The following is an 18,658-nucleotide window of genomic DNA, read 5'->3' on the forward strand; positions in this document are numbered from 1 at the left end:
GCTACTCGTTTACCTTATATTTTTTGTCCAGCTTGTTCATTAAACGAACATATACAAAAATGAGAATGACAAAAACAAAAATGGAACCCTGCTGCGCAAACCAAAAACCCAACTTGAATCCACCCAGACGAATCGAGTTGAGTTGGTCAACCAAAAGAATCCCGAAACCGTAGGAAACCAAAAACCAAATGGAAAGCAATATGGCAAGGTAACGAAGGTTTTCCTTCCAATACTTTTTGCGTTGCGAAGTGTCCATGCTGTTGTTTAAGCAAAGAAAGATAGGGAATTTACCAATAAAAAATTTTCAGAGCGAGTGCAGTCAAGATGGCTTTATATTTATGTGCGAAAAAACAGTTCTCGACTGCGCCCTAACTTACGCAAGTATGCTATTCGTAAAGACTCAAACCCTTACAGCTTTGACAAGTACTGGGCCACATTGGCCCCTATGCGTTCGTGTATGTTGGTAATATCCGCTTTTAGAAACGGTTTTCCCAAAATACTTTCATACAGTTCGATGTACCTTTCAGAAACTGAAGTCACATAGGCATCATCCATTTCTGGTACTTTTTGCCCCTCCAGTCCTTGAAAACCATTGGAAATCAACCATTGGCGTACAAATTCCTTGGATAGTTGTTTTTGGGGTTCTCCCTTGTCCTGACGCTCTTGATAGCCGTCTACATAGAAATATCGGGAAGAATCTGGCGTGTGGATTTCATCGATGAGAACAATTTCACCGTCTTTGGTTTTTCCAAATTCGTATTTAGTGTCCACCAAAATCAGGCCTTGTTTAGCGGCGATTTCAGTTCCACGCTGAAACAACGCCCGGGTGTATTTTTCAAGTACTTCATAGTCGTGCTGCGAAACAATCCCTTTTTTTAAAATGTCTTCACGTGAAATATCTTCATCGTGATCTCCCTTTTCAGCTTTGGTCGCTGGAGTGATAATGGGCTCTGGAAATTGGTCATTCTCTTTCATCCCCTCGGGCATGGAAACCCCACAAAGCATTCGTTTGCCCACTTTGTATTCTCGGGCTGCATGCCCTGATAGGTACCCACGAATGACCATTTCTACTTTAAAGGGTTGGCACGCCTTTCCTACGGCCACATTGGGGTCTGGAGTGGCCATCAACCAATTGGGCACCAAATCTTCCGTAGCCTTCATCATATGGGTGGCAATCTGATTAAGGATTTGACCCTTGTACGGAATTCCCCGGGGCATGACCACATCAAAGGCTGAAATACGATCGGTGGCCACTATCACCAGTATATCATTCTCCAAGGTATACACTTCCCTGACCTTTCCTTGATATACAGATCTTTGACCAACAAAATGGAAGTCTGTGGCCATTAAGGTATTTTGCCCCATACTAGAATTGATTTTGATGCTCGATGTTCTTGTAGGCATCGATAACCTTTTTCACCAAACTATGGCGGATTACATCCTTATCATCTAAATAAATGATACTGATGCCCTTTACATTTTTGAGTATGAGCAACGCTTCTTTCAGGCCAGAAATGACTCGTCTTGGCAAATCGATTTGTCCAGGGTCACCAGTCAACAAAAACTTGGCATTCTTACCCATTCGGGTCAGGAACATTTTCATTTGGGCATGGGTAGTATTCTGTGCTTCATCCAAAATCACAAAAGCGTTGTCCAATGTGCGCCCACGCATAAACGCCATGGGTGCAATCTGAATGGTGCCGTCTTCGATGTATTTTGCCAGCTTCTCAGCGGGTATCATGTCGCGAAGGGCATCATATAAAGGCTGCATATAGGGATCCAACTTTTCTTTTAAATCGCCGGGTAGAAAACCGAGATTTTCACCTGCCTCAACAGCTGGTCTGGTCAAAATAATACGTCGTACCTGCTTTTCCTTCAATGCCTTTACCGCAAGTGCTACTCCTGTATACGTTTTTCCCGTACCGGCTGGACCAATGGCAAAAACCATATCATCCTTTCCACATGCATCCACCATTTTGCGCTGGTTTACCGTCTGTGCTTTAATGAGTCTTCCGCTAACACCATGCACAAGAACCTCACCACTGCTTTTGGAGGCAGCATAGTCTTCCCTGCCGTTGCTGGTGAGCACTCGTTCTATCATGTTCTCATCCAGTTTGTTGTATTTTGTAAACTGTCCGGTTAACATGTCAAAGCGCTTATCGAACTCCTCCAAGAGCTCTTCATCACCATAGACTTTGATTTTACTGCCCCGAGCAACAATTTTTAGCTTGGGAAAATATTTTTTTAACAGTTCAATGTTCTCGTTATGTTGCCCAAAAAAGTCTTGGGGGCTAATTTCTGTAAGTTCTATTATAAGTTCGTTCAAAAAGTGCGGGGTATTTTATGGTTATTTTTGAAGAATTGTATTCTTTCTTTTTTAATGTAATTTTACTGCACAAACTTAACCAAAAATCAATTTGAGCAGCGAAAAACATATCAACAGTATTGCATGGCAATCATAACCTTAACTACCGATTTCGGCTATAAAGACCACTTTGTGGGTGCTGTGAAAGGTGCAATACTGAGTAGCTTGCCCGAGGTCAACATTGTTGATATTTCCCATGCGATAAGTCCCTTCAACATTCAGGAATGTGCTTATATTCTCAAGAATGCCTATCGTTCGTTCCCTGCGGGAACAGTACATGTTGTTGGGGTAGATTCAGAAATTTCACCCGAAAATGAGCATATCGTGGTTTGTGTTGATGGACATTATTTCATAAGTGCCAACAACGGGGTCATCTCTTTGATAACTTCTGAGGTGAAACCAGAAAAGGTGGTGGAAATTCATCTGCCAAATGTCAATTCCGGTTCTTTTCCCGTGCTTGATGTATTTACACAAGTGGCTTGTCACATCGCACGTGGTGGTAAATTGGAGGTGGTAGGAAAACCTTTCCAGTCACTGAAGGAACTAAAGGATTTTGAACCTCGAATCATTGATAACGGCAAAACTATTTCTGGCAATGTGATTTATATTGATAATTATGGCAACGTAGTCACCAATATTCAAAAAAGTCTTTTTGAGGCCTATCGCAATGGACGCAATTTTGAAGTAATAGCGCGAACGACCATAATAAATCAAATCCACAAAAGTTATAATGGTATAGTGAATTATGACCTGGACAAACAACAACGCAAGGGGCCGGGTGATGCACTGGCCCTCTTTAATTCCGCAGGATACGTGGAACTGGCTATTTATAAAAGTGACCTAAATTCCGTAGGCGGAGCTTCCAGCCTGCTTGGATTAAATTACAGGGATACGGTAACCATAAATTTTCTTTAAATGTTGATTCGTATCGTAAAACTCACTTTTAAACCCGAAAATATCCCTAGTTTTGAGCGCATATTCCGGAAGTCCAAAAATGGGATTCAGGGCTTCAATGGATGTCAACTGGTAGAGCTTTATCAAGATATTAAGGACCCCTGTGTATTTTTCACATACAGTTTTTGGGAAAACGAATCGGATTTGGAACATTATAGGTCTTCTGATTTTTTTAAATCGGTTTGGGGCCGGACAAAAGTCCTGTTTTCTAAAAAACCAGAAGCTTGGAGTGTCAATAAGGTCCAAATTTAAAAAGAAGTTGAATGTTTGCTATTTTTAAAAGAGAGGTTCAATCTTTTTTCACGTCTTCCATCGGGTATTTGATTGTGGGGTCCTTTTTACTGCTCACAGGACTTTTTCTGTGGGTTTTTAAAGGTGATTTCAACATATTTGATTACGGGTTTGCCGATTTGGGGAACTTTTTTCTTCTAGCCCCTTGGATTTTTATCTTTTTGGTGCCGGCAATTACCATGAAAAGCTTTTCAGAAGAGCAAAAAATGGGCACGTTGGAATTGTTGTTGATTAAACCCATTTCCGTTTGGCAATTGGTTGTAGGAAAGTTTTTGGGTGCCTTTCTTTTGTGTGTCATTGCCGTGGTTCCCACACTGATCTATATTTTTGCCATTTCGAGTTTGGGCATCACTGCAGGTAATTATGATATTGGTGTGGTATTGGGATCTTATTTTGGACTGCTTTTTTTAATTGCGGCCTACACTTCCATGGGTGTATTTGCCTCCACGCTTTCCAACAACCAAATCATAGCATTTTTAACTGGAGTTTTTTTCTGTTTTCTGTTCTTTAACGGATTTGATGCGGTTTCATCACTGTTCGAAAATGACAGCACACAGCAATTGATTCAATCCATTGGTACCAAATCACATTTTGATAGTATTGCAAGGGGTGTTATCGATACAAGGGACTTGATCTACTTTGTTTCGCTGACCTTTCTTTTTCTCTACCTCACCAATCTAAGATTAAAACAGCTGCCACGATGAAGGGAAAATTAATTATTTCAGTTTTCAAAGCACTGATTTTAGTCGTGGCCATCAATCTGTTGGGCGGTTTATTGCATACCCGCTTGGATTTGACCGAGGATCAGCGGTATACCTTATCGGAACCTACCGTGGATGTGGTTCAAAAATTTGATTCTCCTGTTATTGTGGATATTCTTTTGGATGGGAATATCCCTCCAGAGTTTTCAAGACTCAAAACAGAAACAGTACAATTGTTGGAATCCTTCGCATCTAAAAACAATAACATCAAATACAACTTGGTCGACCCTCTTGAAGATAAAAGTCAAGCGCAAAATACCATTGCCGAACTTCAAGCTTTAGGATTGCAGCCTGCTAATGTTACCGTTGAAGAGAACGGCAAAGTGTCCCAAGAATTGGTTTTTCCTTGGGCCTTGGCTAATTATGGTGATGAGACTGTAAAAGTTCCACTGTTGAAGAATAAGCTGGGCTCAACGGCCGAGGAACGCATAAACAATTCGGTGCAACAACTGGAATATGCCTTCGCAGATGCCTTTACCAAATTAAGCACCGTTGAAAAGAAAAGTATAGTCGTAATCAAAGGCAATGGGGAATTGGATGACATCTACTTGGCGGACTACCTGACCAGTATAAGGGATTATTACAATATTGGAGCCATTACCTTGGATTCTGTGGACGTAAATCCAGAAAAAGTATTGGACCAGTTAAAGAATTTTGATCTTGCTTTGATTGCGAAACCCACGGAACCTTTCTCCGATGAAGAAAAATATGTGATGGACCAATATGTGGTTCAAGGAGGTAAATCCATTTGGCTTTTGGACCAAGTAGCCATGGAAATGGACAGTATTTACAAGGGTGGTGGCAGTGCGGTTGCTATCCCCCGAAATTTGAACCTCAAAGATTTTTTCTTCAATTATGGCATTCGAATAAATCCAGTTTTGGTGAATGACCTCTATTTTACCCAGATTGTCTTGGCCACTGGAGAAGGGAATGATTCCCAATACAACCCCTTGCCCTGGTATTACAACCCCATGGTTTTTTCTAGGAACAACCATCCAATCAATACCAACATTGAAGCCGTCAAGTTTCAGTTTACCGCCCCCATCGAAATGTTGGAAAATGATTACGACAAAACCGTACTGCTAATGAGCTCTCCCCTTTCCAAAACGGAAGGTGTCCCAAAACAGATTGGTCTGGACATTTTGAACGTTCCCCCGAATCGGGAATCCTACAATAATGGAAATCAACCCTTGGCGGTACTTGTTGCGGGAAACTTTGTTTCTATGTACAAAGATCGCGTGAAACCATTGGAACTTGACAATAGTGTTGAAATTGGCACAGAAAATAAACTGATTGTTATTTCCGATGGTGATGTCATCAAAAATCAACTCAGAAATGGCAGACCGTTGGAATTGGGTTATGACAAATGGACCAACAGCTTTTATGGCAACAAGGAATTTTTGGTCAATTGCACGAATTACCTTTTGGATGACACCGGACTTATAAACATCAGAAACAAAGAAGTGTCCATCCCTATGCTGGACGCACAGAAAATTGCAGGCCAGAAAACCAAATGGCAATTGATAAATATTGGACTTCCTGTAGCTTTAACTGTGCTTTTGGGTATTTTCTTCAACTTTTACAGAAAAAGAAAATTTACCCGTTAGCTGTTGATAAATTTGTTTCTTTGCTAAACCGTTTTAAGATATATTTGTTTTTATCGATTTTGTGAGCCTTTGTAGTATGAAAAAGACCAACAAGGGCCATCATTTTAAAGAATTTCTTTGATGAAGTTTATTGTATCCAGTACATATTTATTAAAACAATTGCAGGTGTTGGGAGGAGTTATCAACAATAGCAACACCCTACCCATTCTTGACAATTTTTTGTTTGACTTAAAAAAGAACCAACTCACCGTTTCCGCTTCGGATTTGGAAACGACCATGAGTTCCGTTTTGGAGGTCGATTCCGATGCTGAAGGTACCATTGCCGTACCTGCCCGTTTGCTGCTGGATACCCTAAAGACATTCCCAGAACAGCCATTGACCTTCGTGGTAGAAGATAACAACACTGTGGAAATCAGTTCCAATCATGGTAAATATGCCTTGGCCTATGCAGATGGTGCCGAGTTTCCGAAAGCCGTGGAGGTGAGCAATCCGAGTTCCACCACCTTGATGGGTGATATTTTGGCCACGGCCATTAACAAGACCATCTTTGCGGCTGGCAACGACGATTTGCGTCCAGTCATGAGCGGCGTCTTTTTTCAATTCTCCCCAGAGAATTTGACTTTCGTAGCCACAGATGCGCATAAATTGGTCAAATATCAACGACAGGATGTATCAGCGTCACAGGTCGCGGAATTCATCATGCCAAAAAAACCATTGAATTTGTTGAAAGGCATCTTAGCAGGTTCTGAGTCGGAGGTTACCATTGAGTATAATGAAAGCAATGCCAAATTTATATTTGACAACTCAGTGCTCATATGCCGATTGATTGATGGAAAATATCCGAATTACGAAGCCGTAATTCCGAAGGAAAATCCAAACAAATTGACCATTCCAAGAAACCAGTTCCTAAGTTCTGTGCGAAGGGTGTCCATATTCTCCAACAAGACTACCCATCAAATCCGTTTAAGAATGGCCGGTGCAGAGCTTAATATTTCTGCAGAAGATGTGGATTATAGCAATAAGGCTGAGGAACGTCTCTCCTGTTCCTATCAGGGGGATGACATGCAAATCGGATTTAACTCCCGCTTTTTGGTGGAAATGCTCAATAACCTATCTTCAGATGAAGTTTCACTCGAAATGAGTCTACCCAATCGGGCAGGCATCCTCACCCCTATTGATGGTTTGGACGAAGGTGAACAGGTTACCATGCTTGTAATGCCTGTGATGCTGAACAACTAAAAAAAGCAAGGTGTTAGGACCATTTCGGTTCTACTGCACTTCCTTTCTAAATGAATGGAATAGTCAAGAAAAGTGAAGGTGATTCCCCATTGGCTGCCTTAACGGCATTTACAATGGGAAGAACAAATCCCAGAATTCCCACCCCTATTAGTCCTAAAATTCCAAGTCCCAACAATAAAATGGCGGGAACACTAATGATGATATAAAGCAGTAGGCTCAATTGAAAATTAATTATTGCCTTTCCATGTTCGTCCATACCTTCAACGGTCTTTCTTGAAGACAACCATACTATTAGAGGTACAACAAAGCCTCCAAACCCGGTGGCGTAGTGCAATAATTGTGTTAAATGAGTGATCGACAACAACGTGTTGTCTCTTCGCAGTACTTTTTGATTTACAATTTCCATTTTTTGATTGATTTTGATGTTATAGACTATAAGTGTGTTTGATAGCCCAAATGTTACACATAACTTATTTGTAATTTTGCCAAATGTTATATTCCGATACCATAGTAGCTTTAGCTACCCCTGCAGGGACAGGGGCCATTGCCGTGATTAGGATTTCCGGTCCAGAAGCGATTAGCCTTTCAGATTCCATATTTGCCTCTGTGAAAAAGAAAAAACTGAAGCAACAAAAAACCCATACCATTCATTTAGGGCATATAGTGGACAACGGCAAAGTTTTGGACGAGGCCTTGGTTTCCATTTTTAAAGGTCCCACTTCCTACACTGGGGAGGATGTAGTAGAAATTTCCTGTCACGGCTCTCCTTACGTTCAACAGCAAATAGTGAATTTGCTGCTACGAAAAGGATGCCGGACTGCCTCTGCAGGGGAGTTTACTTTAAGGGCCTTTTTAAATGGAAAAATGGACCTTAGCCAAGCAGAAGCAGTTGCTGATTTAATTGCCAGTGACAGTGCCGCTGCCCACGATATAGCCTTACAGCAAATGCGTGGTGGTTTCAGCCATGAGATCCAAAAACTTAGGGAAGAGCTTCTGAATTTTGCCTCCTTAATCGAACTGGAACTGGATTTTTCCCAAGAAGACGTGGAGTTTGCAGACCGAACGCAGTTTAATGCACTTTTGAATAAAATCAGCGAGGTGTTGAAAAAATTGATAGACTCCTTTGCCCTTGGGAACGTCATAAAAAAAGGTATCCCCGTTGCCATCGTAGGACAGCCCAATGTGGGCAAATCCACATTGCTGAATGCTTTGCTGAACGAAGAAAGAGCCATCGTGAGTGATATCGCGGGAACCACCCGGGATACGGTGGAAGACCAAATCAGTTTGAAAGGCATCAATTTCAGATTCATTGATACTGCTGGAATCCGGGAAACCCAAGATGTAGTGGAAAAAATAGGTATTGAACGCACTTTTGATAAAATCGACAAAGCACGGCTCATTGTTTTTCTTTTTGATAAGGTGGATTTTGACCGTTCTGAGTTGCAGCGAATCCAACAACGCTACCCCAACAAACAAATATTGCCCGTTTGCAATAAAATGGATTTGTTGACCCCAGACCAAGTGGAAGCCCTGAAGAAAGAAATTCCGAATGTACTTTTTTTATCTGCCAAACATCGAAAAGGAATAGATGTATTAGAGGAAAAACTCTCGGGCTTGGTCGATTCAGGGGCATTAAGTGGGGATAGAACTATAATATCCAACAGTCGGCACTACGATGCCCTTTTAAAGGCTCTGGAGGAAATTCAAAAAGTAAAAGAGGGGATGGAAATGGGTCTATCCAGCGATCTTATGGCCATTGATATCCGGCAAGCGCTTTTTCATTTGGGTGAAATTACAGGACAGGTTACCACGGATGATCTACTGGGAAATATATTTTCCAATTTTTGCATCGGAAAATAATCAAGTTTGTTTATTTAATTGGTGCGTGTTGATTTGGTTTCATTTAATGTGACGGTCAAGAACTTTTTACACAAACAAAGAATATTGACTATCTTTAATAGGATTAAGGTTATTCCAAAATCATAGGTTTTACAAAACCAAAATCTGCCCAATAAAAAGGAACAACGCTTAACTCTATCTTGCCTTTAAAAAATGAAAGTTCGTTGTTCTTTATTGCGCTATTTCAGGGTTTACAGTAGCAATTTTCCAGAAGTCCAAATTGAGAATATGAAATTGTACATTAAATATATGGTTAGTCAACGTTGCAAAATATTGGTAGGGCAAGAACTACGAAGATTAGGCGTGGATTATGCCGACTTAGATCTTGGAATGGTCAAAATTAAGGGAAGTATTACTCAAGAAAAACGAATTCTGTTCCAGCAAAATCTTCTTAAATCGGGACTTGAATTGCTAGACGACACCAAGAGTATCTTAATTGATCGGATAAAGACTGCCATCATAGAGATGATTCATCATACTGACGAAATTCCGAAAACCAACTATTCTGGATATTTAAGCGAAAAACTGGGGTATGACTACACCTATTTGTCGAACACATTTTCTGAAGTTAAAGGAATCACCATACAGCATTATATCATCAAACATAAAATTGAAAAGGTAAAAGAATTGTTGCTCTATGATGAGCTCAACCTCACTGAAATTGGGCATAAACTTCACTATAGTAGTCCATCCCATTTGTCAAATCAATTTAAAAAAGTCACTGGCCTCACACCTTCGTTTTTCAAAAAAATGAAGAAAAAAAGACAGCAAAATTTGGAAAATCTGTGATATATGTAAGGTTTACACATATATGTATAGCAAAATTCCTATGGTTCTGTCGCACCTTTACTATCAAATGTGATTTTAATCAATAGCATTCAAAACACTGAACATATGGACTTATTTGAAAAGAACAATTTGGTTTACGGTATTCTAAAAAAAATAAGAGATGCATTTAGGCCAATATTTGATAGTGGCAACCCACGAACCATAAGGGAAAACGAATTACAGAAAAACCTAAAACCCAATTTGATCAAAATCAAGAAATGACTTTAGTCAATTGCAAATACATGGCCTGTACCATACTAGGGGAAAGAGAATTTGATTTCGTTTATTGATAAGTGCTTTTAGATTATTTAAAGGCCCAAGAAAGAGCAGGAACTAAAAAACACTGCTCTTTTTTCGTGAAAAGCCTAATCTATTGGGCTTCTTATAACCAAAGTCTTTTCTAAACAAATTTATGGAGGTAGATGGTGCGATAAAATATATGCCATGAGGAAATGTGCTTACTGTTTAGTCCTATTGCTAATAATGTTGGTGCTCGCTGTTTCGCTTCCATAAATCAATTAAAAATTAACATAATGTCGAGAGAAAAAGAAGGTAAACAAAAATCTGGGAAAACAGCTCCATCGAGCACTCCTAAAGAGAAAAAGGCCGCTAAAAGGGCAAAACGGAATGCCAAGAACAGAGCGGAATAGAGGGAAAAGGAAAACATTATAAGCCTTATTGCTAAACTGTGGAAAATGGCGAATTTGAAGAATCCAAGAAGTTTAACTTGGTAGATGCACTAGAGTATATTTCTAATACTATAGTGGTAAAAAATATAATGGTCGAAAACAACTGTGTCATACAGGCATTTGTATTTGATTATGGCAAAGTGCAATCTTATGAGAAATCTCCTTTTCCGCGATTTATTTACATAATCGAAGGTAAAGCAGAAGTGGTAATCAATAACAACTCCACCTTCATGCTTAAGGGTGATTCCATACTTATACCTCGACATTCTAAAAGTTCAATTGAAGCGAACCATAAGTTCAAAATGATATGCACAACCATAAAAAGTGAATGAACCATTTTTTTAACAAAAAACACCTTATGGCAACGAGCAAAATGGAGAATAGATTCAAAAAAGGAGATGTCGTCTGTGCCAAAGTGAGGCCTTCGGTATCGCTTGTTGTTCGATTGTATGCACGCAGGGTTTATTACTGTACAACCCAAAATAATCCTTCCGAAAAGGAATTGGTCTATTTTGATAGGGAATTGAAATCTTACGATGCAATCCCACTTGTTATGAAAACTTAAGACAACAAATTATGAAGGCGAATACATTGGTTTATTGTGAGAACGAATTTGGGAATGTGGACGGCAAAGTGGCCAATGGACTTATTCGGCAATCGGAAAGATACACTATCGTTGGAATTATAGATAGTTCCAAGACGGGACAAGATGCAGGCGAACATTTAGATGGTGTGAGAAATGGAATCCCCATTTTTGAAAGTATCGCGCATGCTTTGGAAGAATTAGGCGCTGTTCCCGAATATTTTATCTATGGTATCGCCCCGCTCGATTCGTTTTTAAGTAATGAACAAAAAGAAGTCATTTTTACAGCAATAAAAAGTGGCATGAATATCATCAATGGTCTCCCCGAGTTTTTTAACAACAACATTCAATATGTAAATATGGCGCTCAAATATGGTGTCACCATAGAAGACGTCAGGAAACCTCCAGCACGTGAAAATCTCCATAATTTCTCGGGACGCATCCAAAATGTAAGGGTTCCGGTAATTGCGGTAATGGGTACCGACTGCGCCGTTGGCAAAAGAACTACGGCATTGGTATTGGTAGAAGCACTACGGAATGAAGGTCTGAACGCTGTCTTTGTGACCACCGGTCAGACAGGCTTGCTCCAAGGCTCGAAATATGGAGTGGCCATAGATGTGTTAACATCAGGGTTTGCCACTGGGGAAGTTGAAAACGCCGTCCTGAATGCCTATGAGCAAGAACAACCAGATATCATTGTTGTTGAAGGCCAAGGCGCTTTAAGCCACCCTGCATTTACTTCTTCAAGCGCCATTCTACGCGGGGCAATGCCAGATGCAATCATTATACAGCATCCTCCAAAACGAAAAAATTATTGTGACTACCCCAAGATTCCGATGTTGGATTTGGTAGACGAGATTGAAATGATAGAGATATTCTCCAAATCAACGGTCATTGCGATTACCATTAACCATGAAAACATGACCCATGTTGAAGTGAACCATGTAATAGGCCAATATGAATCAGAATATAATCTACCCGTTACCGATGTCCTAATACATGGATGCGATAAATTGGTAAAAGAGTTGATCAAAACCTTTCCAGAGCTAAAAAGAGAGTCGGTGTTGGTTTGAATCTTCCTAGGATTGATATTGATTTGGAAAAGATTGCCCACAACGTACAACAATTAAAAAAACTGTATGGTTCTAAGGGCATCGATATAATTGGGGTTACCAAAGTGGTTGGGGGCAATCCTATAATCGCTGATATCTTGGTCAAAAATGGCATTGAAATTCTTGCGGACTCTAGAATATCGAATATTATAAAAATGCGCAAAGCGGGGATACGGGCACAATACATGTTGCTCAGAACACCGGCGCTCAGCCAAGTGCAAGAAGTGGTTATTCACACACACATAAGTCTAAATTCTGAGTTGGCAGTTCTAAAAAAACTTTCGGAATACGCCTCAAGAAACCATATCATACATAAGGTTATCTTGATGGTGGAACTTGGTGACTTACGAGAAGGAATCATGCCATCTGAAATGAATGCAATTGTAAAAGAGGTGCTAAACATGGAAGGTCTGGCCTTAATGGGTATAGGAACAAATCTCGCATGTTTTGGTGGAATAAGTCCCGATGCGGACAAAATGAACGAGTTGTCTTCAATAGCAATTCGTTTGGAAGAAAAATTCAAAATCACGCTAGCTATGGTGTCCGGTGGAAACTCTGCAAATTACAACTGGTTCACATCTTCAAAAGATGTGGGCAGAATAAACAGCTTCCGATTGGGCGAATCAATTTTTTTAGGTAAGGAAGCACTTTGCAGAAAAACCATTCCGGGACTTTTTACAGATATTTTCACGTTAATGGCCGAGGTCATCGAAGCAAAACGAAAACCATCACAACCCTATGGGGAAGTATATCAAAATGCAAGCGGTGATATTCCTAGTTCTAAGAATAAAGGCTTGATGGATAGGGCGATTCTTGCGATTGGAACCCAGGACGTTGTTATTTCAGGAATTACGCCAAAACAAAATGTGGCCATTTTAGGTGCGAGTAGTGACCATATCGTAGTGGACAACACAAAGGCGAAATTAAAATTGGGGGATGCCGTGGCGTTCAATCTAAATTATAGCGCATTATCAAGAGCTTTAAATGCTCAACATATCTCAAAAAATAGCATCAATTTTCATGAATGTGCAAGCATACTGTAAGGCGGTCGAAGCAAAAGACCTTCAGCATAAACTATTAGCTCCCTCCATTTGGATACAAGAAAATCATTCACCATTGGTTAGTTTGATGGACACGAATTTCAATTTAATTTTTGAACCGTCAATTTTGGAAGATTATCAATACTTGGTCCGAGAAGATATTATCCAAAAAATTGGTCGGATCAGCAAACATTTGGATAGGCAAAATAAAGTTTTGATTGTTCGTTCTGCTTGGAGATCTTCTGAGCATCAAAAACTTTTATGGGATTCCAAATTTGCGTGCTATCAGAAAAAACATCCCGAAAAATCAAACATTGAAATCAAAGAAACCATAAGCTACTTTATCGCTCCTCCAGCCATGTCCATGCATGCTACGGGCGGAGCAGTGGATGCTTTGATTTATGACAAACTTGAAAATCGTGTGATGGATTTTGGAACTAACAAGGGTTTTGAAATCGACCTGTCAAAAAAATGTTATCCCTATTATCCAGATATTGGTATTGAAGCGAAAAAAAATAGGGCACTGCTGATTGGTCTATTTGAAGACGAAGATTTTGTATGTGATTTGAAGGAGTATTGGCATTTTGATTACGGCAATGTAGCTTGGGCCATAGAAAAAGAAAAGGAATATGCCATTTATGGGCCCATTACTTAGATGTGCCGACCCACTGAATAAGAAGTAAGGGTTTGATTACTATCTAAGAAACCCTTGGATTGACTTCCCTATCAAGATCGACAAAAGGTCGGCCAAAAAATAATCTCTTCCCAGTATGAAATAAAAAAGAGGGCTCTCGCCCTCTTTAACTAATCTTGTCCCTTAAGAAAACCGTATTAATTTTAATGCGGTATGCCTCCGGTGATTTCTCCAGCTCTCATGACGTGTCATTGGCCTGTCAATAATTGGATTGTTGTCTTGAGGTACTTTCTTTATCTGCTTCATAATTCCTTCTATATTTAACTACTTGTGATGGGTGCAATATGCTCCCTTATATACACACTTTATAAGACGCAAAGATAGTTGAAACATTACACTATTATGGTAAGTTTAACACGGCGCTAAGACAGATAAAATAGGCGATGTGAGCTTTTTTAAGTTCAAGGATTTTGACGCTGCTTCCCCACGGGCAGAATCCTTTTAAAGCCTATTGTACAACATTGCCTTTCCCCCTTCTTAAAACGCTCCGTAGGAGCTTACAATACCCTTTGTGTTGATATTGGCCTTTAGCTGGATTTCATAGTTCACATATTTTCTTTTCCCTTAGAATCTTTTTATATCGCACCAAACTTTAAAATTAATAGAACCTAAACTGAATGCATCATATCCCTACCAACAATATGTGATTTATGTAAGATTCGCTTGAATTAATATAACATGCCCAGGCATGGGAAATCCTATCTTTATGATTAAACCTAATTACTATGGATAATGACCCTATGGGTGAGCTGAAAAACGTATTGAAAAAAGGGCGCGGGAGAAGTCTGATCATTATTGCCACATTGGTGGTATTACTGTTTGCTTTTAAACCATGGGTCCAAATCGGTGCAGGTGAGCGAGGGGTTGTCCAGAATTTCGGAGCCGTACAGGACAACGTGTTAAATGAAGGAATCCATTTCAAAATACCAATTGTGCAAACCGTCATCTTAATGGACGTAAAAATTCAAAAAGCGATGACAGATGCCGCATCCTCATCCTCTGACCTGCAGGATGTGGATTTATCCGTGGCCCTTAATTATCACATCATACCCGATAAAGCAAATTTGGTTTATCAAACTATAGGTGTGGAATTCAAGGAGCGTATTATTGACCCTGCCATTCAAGAAGTCATGAAAGCCGTTTCGGCCAGGTATACCGCCGAGGAATTGATTACTAAGAGGCCCGCTGTTAGTACCGAAATGCAAGAAGCACTAACTTCAAGGTTGCTAGCTTCGAATATATCCGTTGACGCTTTTTCGATTATCTCATTTAGTTTTTCACAAACATTTACCGATGCCATTGAGGCTAAGCAAACCGCGGAGCAAAATGCATTGAAGGCAAAAAGGGACCTGGACCGGATTAGGGTAGAAGCCGAACAGACCATTGCTGCAGCAACAGCCGAGGCCGAAGCACTACGGTTACAAAAAATGAACATTTCACCTGATCTTATAGAGCTAAGAAAGATAGAAGCAAACCTTAAGGCCATAGAAAAATGGAACGGGATTCTACCTGAGGTTACGGGTGCAGGCGCGATTCCTTTTATTGGAGTAGGTGATGCAATTAAAAACAAATAATGTGAGAATATCTTGGGATTTGAATGCAGGATCCATAATTATTGTGTTATTGTTTATTCATTTTATCATGGGTGGCATTCGAGGACTGTATAGACATCATATGATTGAAAAACATCAATACAATTACTATAGTGACCCTCCCATGAATCTTTTGGGCAAACTGGCGCACAATTGGATGGTCAGCACCTTAAGCTCGACCACTTTTTTCCTTTCAGCTTCCATTACTGTAATGCTTTTTTTATTCCTATAAAAGATGGGATAAAACCAAAAGGAAAAAGTTATTCTTGGAATTCAATCCTTATTGGACCAGAAATTTTATCGGCAACCACCCCAAACCACATGTTATTTAAAACGTAAAGATTTTGTCCCTCTATTTTTTGGTTAGATTGGAAAATCCGTGAACTTTAGAATCTATGGAAAAAAGTTGATGCTTCAATTTTGAAAGATTACTCTTTGAGATGTTGCCCTGGCATAAGCTTTTGTAATCGTATTACCGTTGATATTTTCTTGCTGCTATCTTCCCAAACTCGATTATTCTCAATAAATGAGATGATAAAATTCTCCCCAATATGTTTATCAGTATGTAGTGGATATTTTTCAAGTATAACCGACAGAATTTCATCGAAAACAACTATTTCTTCCTTACTCAACGCTGTTTTACAGCAAAATGAATATCCATTCTCAACACGCCCAAGAAAGACTCCTTCCACTTTTTTTATTTGGTCCATTCCTTGGTGCGGGAAGATGGCCAGTGAGGTCAGAAATATGAAGAATAGCACTGTTCGCATAATTATTTTAATGTCCTTTAAAAGGGAGTTTAGCTGTTGGGATTTAGGTTCAAGTAACTTTCTGTTATTAAGATAACCCGTTTATTTTCGAATATTAGTTTTCAATAATCAAAGTTTGATTTGGGCACTGATAAAGAATACAACAAACTAGACGTAAAATGCCATCTTTAAAAGATGGCATTTTAACTGATACGGAAATAAGAGGTCTTTTAGGCCAATTCCACATTTACCGCATTCATTCCCTTCTGGCCTCTTTCCACCGTGAATTTGACATTGTCATTTTCACGAATCTCATCGATTAGACCGCTTTGGTGCACAAAGACATCCTCTTCGGAATCTACGGGTTTTATAAAACCAAAACCTTTGGCACTATTGAAAAATTTTACTGTTCCTTCTTTCATTACTTTATATTTATTATTTACTACTTTGTTCAATATTCGTTTTACGATATTCATTTCACTCATTTTTTGTTCTTAAAATTTGATTGTTACTGCGCAGGAATAGGCTGCATTTTTCCCAATTTGCGTAAAACACCAACATGGTCCCTAATGGCGGCAGCGAATGTTCGTTTTGTATTATAGGGCATCCCATATTCCCTGGCGGTATGAGCTACGATATCTGATATTTTTCTATAATGTACGTGACAGATGTTAGGGAGCAGGTGATGTTCTATTTGATAGTTCAACCCCCCGATCAACCAGGAAAAAAACCGGCTTTTGGGCGCAAAATTGGTGGTGGTGGCCAATTGGTGCGAATACCAATCGCCTTCGACCATACCATCTTCATCGGGTAGGGGAAATTCAGTACTGGGCATAATGTGAGCCACCTGAAATATGATACTGATAAGTAGCCCTGTAACAAAATGCATGCTTAGGAAGGCCAGGATGATTACCCATGGAGCCAACGGCACCATTAACAAAGGTATGATCAAGGCATAGGAATAGTAAAGCAACTTCCAGCCGATTATCTTTATAATTTCATTTCTGAATTCATTCTTTTTGTTCAGGTATCCCATCTTCCTGTAGCGGACAAGTCGAATAAAGTCCTTGGCCGTAACCCATGAAACGGTAGACAGGCCATAAAAAAACCATACATATAAGTACTGAAACCTATGGAGTCCATTTTTCTTTGCATGTGGTGAAAACCTAAGGAAAAAAGGGGCATTTATATCATCATCCGCTCCGTCTATATTGGTATAGGTATGGTGCAGCACATTATGTTGTATTTTCCATACCGTGGCGTTCGCACCTATTAGGTTCATGGTGTAGCCGAGGTATTTGTTCACTTTTTGGTTTTTGGAGTAGGAACCATGGATGGCATCGTGCATGATGCCCATGCCTATTCCAGCCATTCCAATGCCACTGGTTATATATAAGGCAAAAAGCAACCATGGGGACGCAACGGTGCCAATATTTATCAAAATTAGGGGCACAAAGAACACGGCCAACATCAGAATGGTCTTACCGACCATGCTCTTGTTCGCATGCTTACTGATATTGTTTGTTTTGAAATAATGGTTTACCCTGTTTCTAACTGTTTTTGAGAAGTCAGAGTTTGCTCTTTTTGAAAATTTTGGCTTATTGATGCCATCATTTGTGGTTTGATCTTTCTTCCACATGTGATTTAAAGTATAATAGCAAGCGCAATCTGTTTATGATATGTTGAACGATTATACCTGTCCTGATACTACTTAATATTAGTAGATTATGACGGCAAGTTTCAACACCCTGAACGTTGGGCTTAAAATGTTATTTAATAATTACCTTAAAAAGAAGAGAGCTGAAAATAAATCGAGAATTGGGTAAGACTAAATGAATCTGGGCTTTCTGAATTTTAACACGGTAAAGGTACGACTAGTTTGAGCAGTATTTTCCAAATAGCGTGTTAAATGTTGAAAATAAGTATTTTAGGTTTGGGCTTTTTGTATGGAAAGGAGTACCCACACATATCCAGCAAAACTAAAAGATGGTTTGTTTACAATTATCATTGGGAATGTTTCTGATCAAAAAAAAAAGGAGATAAAACAGATTCATTCCAATTTAAATCCTTTCCTTTACAAAGTATCACGGACTCTGGACGACATGATTCTTAAATAAAAAATAGCCTTCTCCTTTACTTAGTTCCAATTCCATAGTATCGCTTCTTTGTTTGAACCTATATCCTTATTTCAAAAACAATTAAGCCCAAAATCCAGGACTTAGCGTCTAAGGGAACATCGATTTCCCTACTTAAAA

At 39.5% G+C, this 18,658-nt stretch carries 21 protein-coding genes; 14 read left to right on the plus strand and 7 right to left on the minus strand.

All coding sequences use genetic code 11. The features are described 5' to 3' along the window. Window position 1: 1 nt before the first annotated feature. From GTQ34_RS04610 to GTQ34_RS04620, 3 genes are all read right to left on the minus strand, one after another. On the minus strand, window positions 2–256 hold the full coding sequence (locus GTQ34_RS04610) for a DUF4212 domain-containing protein (protein ID WP_166522572.1): 255 nt from the start codon (window positions 254–256) through the stop codon (window positions 2–4). Window positions 257–408: 152 nt separating this feature from the next. After that, window positions 409–1,365 (minus strand): phosphoribosylaminoimidazolesuccinocarboxamide synthase, encoded by a 957-nt coding sequence (locus tag GTQ34_RS04615; protein ID WP_166522773.1) that lies wholly within the window; start codon window positions 1,363–1,365, stop codon window positions 409–411. Window position 1,366: 1 nt separating this feature from the next. Beyond that, entirely contained in the window at window positions 1,367–2,326 is a 960-nt protein-coding gene (locus tag GTQ34_RS04620; protein WP_166522573.1) for a PhoH family protein, read from the minus strand. A 123-nt stretch (window positions 2,327–2,449) separates the two neighbouring features. On the opposite strand from GTQ34_RS04620, the gene GTQ34_RS04625 reads away from it, so the two are divergent. From GTQ34_RS04625 to dnaN, 5 genes are all read left to right on the plus strand, one after another. Further along, a complete protein-coding gene (locus GTQ34_RS04625; RefSeq protein WP_166522574.1) occupies window positions 2,450–3,280 on the plus strand; it encodes an SAM hydrolase/SAM-dependent halogenase family protein in 831 nt (276 codons plus the stop codon). Continuing rightward, window positions 3,281–3,571 (plus strand): putative quinol monooxygenase, encoded by a 291-nt coding sequence (locus GTQ34_RS04630; protein WP_166522575.1) that lies wholly within the window; start codon window positions 3,281–3,283, stop codon window positions 3,569–3,571. Between the two features lie 11 nt (window positions 3,572–3,582). Then, window positions 3,583–4,314, plus strand: coding sequence for a gliding motility-associated ABC transporter permease subunit GldF (gene gldF / locus GTQ34_RS04635; RefSeq protein ID WP_166522576.1), 732 nt, complete (start codon window positions 3,583–3,585; stop codon window positions 4,312–4,314). Then, on the plus strand, window positions 4,311–5,978 hold the full coding sequence (gene gldG, locus GTQ34_RS04640) for a gliding motility-associated ABC transporter substrate-binding protein GldG (protein WP_166522577.1): 1,668 nt from the start codon (window positions 4,311–4,313) through the stop codon (window positions 5,976–5,978). Before gldF ends, gldG begins: the two co-directional genes overlap by 4 nt. 120 nt (window positions 5,979–6,098) lie before the next feature. Then, a complete protein-coding gene (gene dnaN, locus GTQ34_RS04645; protein ID WP_166522578.1) occupies window positions 6,099–7,217 on the plus strand; it encodes a DNA polymerase III subunit beta in 1,119 nt (372 codons plus the stop codon). Between the two features lie 46 nt (window positions 7,218–7,263). Here the strand turns inward: dnaN and GTQ34_RS04650 are convergent, their stop codons facing one another. After that, on the minus strand, window positions 7,264–7,623 hold the full coding sequence (locus GTQ34_RS04650) for a DUF4870 domain-containing protein (protein WP_166522579.1): 360 nt from the start codon (window positions 7,621–7,623) through the stop codon (window positions 7,264–7,266). Window positions 7,624–7,706: 83 nt separating this feature from the next. Between GTQ34_RS04650 and mnmE the strand changes: the two genes are divergently transcribed. The 9 genes from mnmE to GTQ34_RS04695 all read left to right on the plus strand — a co-directional run bounded on the left by mnmE (window position 7,707) and on the right by GTQ34_RS04695 (window position 15,886). Further along, window positions 7,707–9,077, plus strand: a complete 1,371-nt coding sequence (gene mnmE / locus GTQ34_RS04655; protein ID WP_166522580.1) for a tRNA uridine-5-carboxymethylaminomethyl(34) synthesis GTPase MnmE — start codon at window positions 7,707–7,709, stop codon at window positions 9,075–9,077. A gap of 267 nt (window positions 9,078–9,344) precedes the next feature. Continuing rightward, entirely contained in the window at window positions 9,345–9,905 is a 561-nt protein-coding gene (locus GTQ34_RS04660) for a helix-turn-helix domain-containing protein (RefSeq protein ID WP_166522581.1), read from the plus strand. A 105-nt stretch (window positions 9,906–10,010) separates the two neighbouring features. Beyond that, a complete protein-coding gene (locus tag GTQ34_RS04665; protein ID WP_166522582.1) occupies window positions 10,011–10,166 on the plus strand; it encodes a hypothetical protein in 156 nt (51 codons plus the stop codon). Between the two features lie 825 nt (window positions 10,167–10,991). Then, window positions 10,992–11,198 carry a hypothetical protein gene (locus GTQ34_RS04670; protein ID WP_235914963.1) on the plus strand — a complete coding sequence of 69 codons (207 nt, stop codon included), beginning with the start codon at window positions 10,992–10,994 and terminating at the stop codon, window positions 11,196–11,198. 11 nt (window positions 11,199–11,209) lie between these two features. Continuing rightward, the gene (locus GTQ34_RS04675; protein ID WP_166522583.1) at window positions 11,210–12,289 is read left to right on the plus strand and encodes an N-acetyltransferase DgcN family protein; all 1,080 of its coding nucleotides are present in this window, start codon (window positions 11,210–11,212) and stop codon (window positions 12,287–12,289) included. Then, a complete protein-coding gene (locus GTQ34_RS04680; RefSeq protein WP_166522584.1) occupies window positions 12,286–13,371 on the plus strand; it encodes an alanine/ornithine racemase family PLP-dependent enzyme in 1,086 nt (361 codons plus the stop codon). Before GTQ34_RS04675 ends, GTQ34_RS04680 begins: the two co-directional genes overlap by 4 nt. Continuing rightward, a complete protein-coding gene (locus GTQ34_RS04685) occupies window positions 13,349–14,023 on the plus strand; it encodes a M15 family metallopeptidase (protein WP_166522585.1) in 675 nt (224 codons plus the stop codon). Before GTQ34_RS04680 ends, GTQ34_RS04685 begins: the two co-directional genes overlap by 23 nt. Window positions 14,024–14,787: 764 nt before the next feature. After that, window positions 14,788–15,636, plus strand: coding sequence for a prohibitin family protein (locus tag GTQ34_RS04690; RefSeq protein WP_208103820.1), 849 nt, complete (start codon window positions 14,788–14,790; stop codon window positions 15,634–15,636). Between the two features lies 1 nt (window position 15,637). After that, window positions 15,638–15,886 (plus strand): hypothetical protein, encoded by a 249-nt coding sequence (locus GTQ34_RS04695; protein ID WP_166522586.1) that lies wholly within the window; start codon window positions 15,638–15,640, stop codon window positions 15,884–15,886. Between the two features lie 196 nt (window positions 15,887–16,082). On the opposite strand, the gene GTQ34_RS04700 is transcribed toward GTQ34_RS04695, so the two are convergent. The 3 genes from GTQ34_RS04700 to GTQ34_RS04710 form a co-directional block, all read right to left on the minus strand. Next, window positions 16,083–16,424: a hypothetical protein gene (locus GTQ34_RS04700; protein WP_166522587.1), complete on the minus strand. Its 342-nt coding sequence runs from the start codon at window positions 16,422–16,424 to the stop codon at window positions 16,083–16,085. 209 nt (window positions 16,425–16,633) lie between these two features. Then, window positions 16,634–16,825, minus strand: a complete 192-nt coding sequence (locus tag GTQ34_RS04705) for a cold-shock protein (RefSeq protein ID WP_166522776.1) — start codon at window positions 16,823–16,825, stop codon at window positions 16,634–16,636. A gap of 86 nt (window positions 16,826–16,911) precedes the next feature. After that, window positions 16,912–18,042: a fatty acid desaturase family protein gene (locus GTQ34_RS04710; RefSeq protein WP_166522588.1), complete on the minus strand. Its 1,131-nt coding sequence runs from the start codon at window positions 18,040–18,042 to the stop codon at window positions 16,912–16,914. Between the last annotated feature and the right edge of the window lie 616 nt (window positions 18,043–18,658).

This window comes from Flagellimonas ochracea (assembly GCF_009903685.1).
GTDB lineage: Bacteria > Bacteroidota > Bacteroidia > Flavobacteriales > Flavobacteriaceae > Flagellimonas > Flagellimonas ochracea.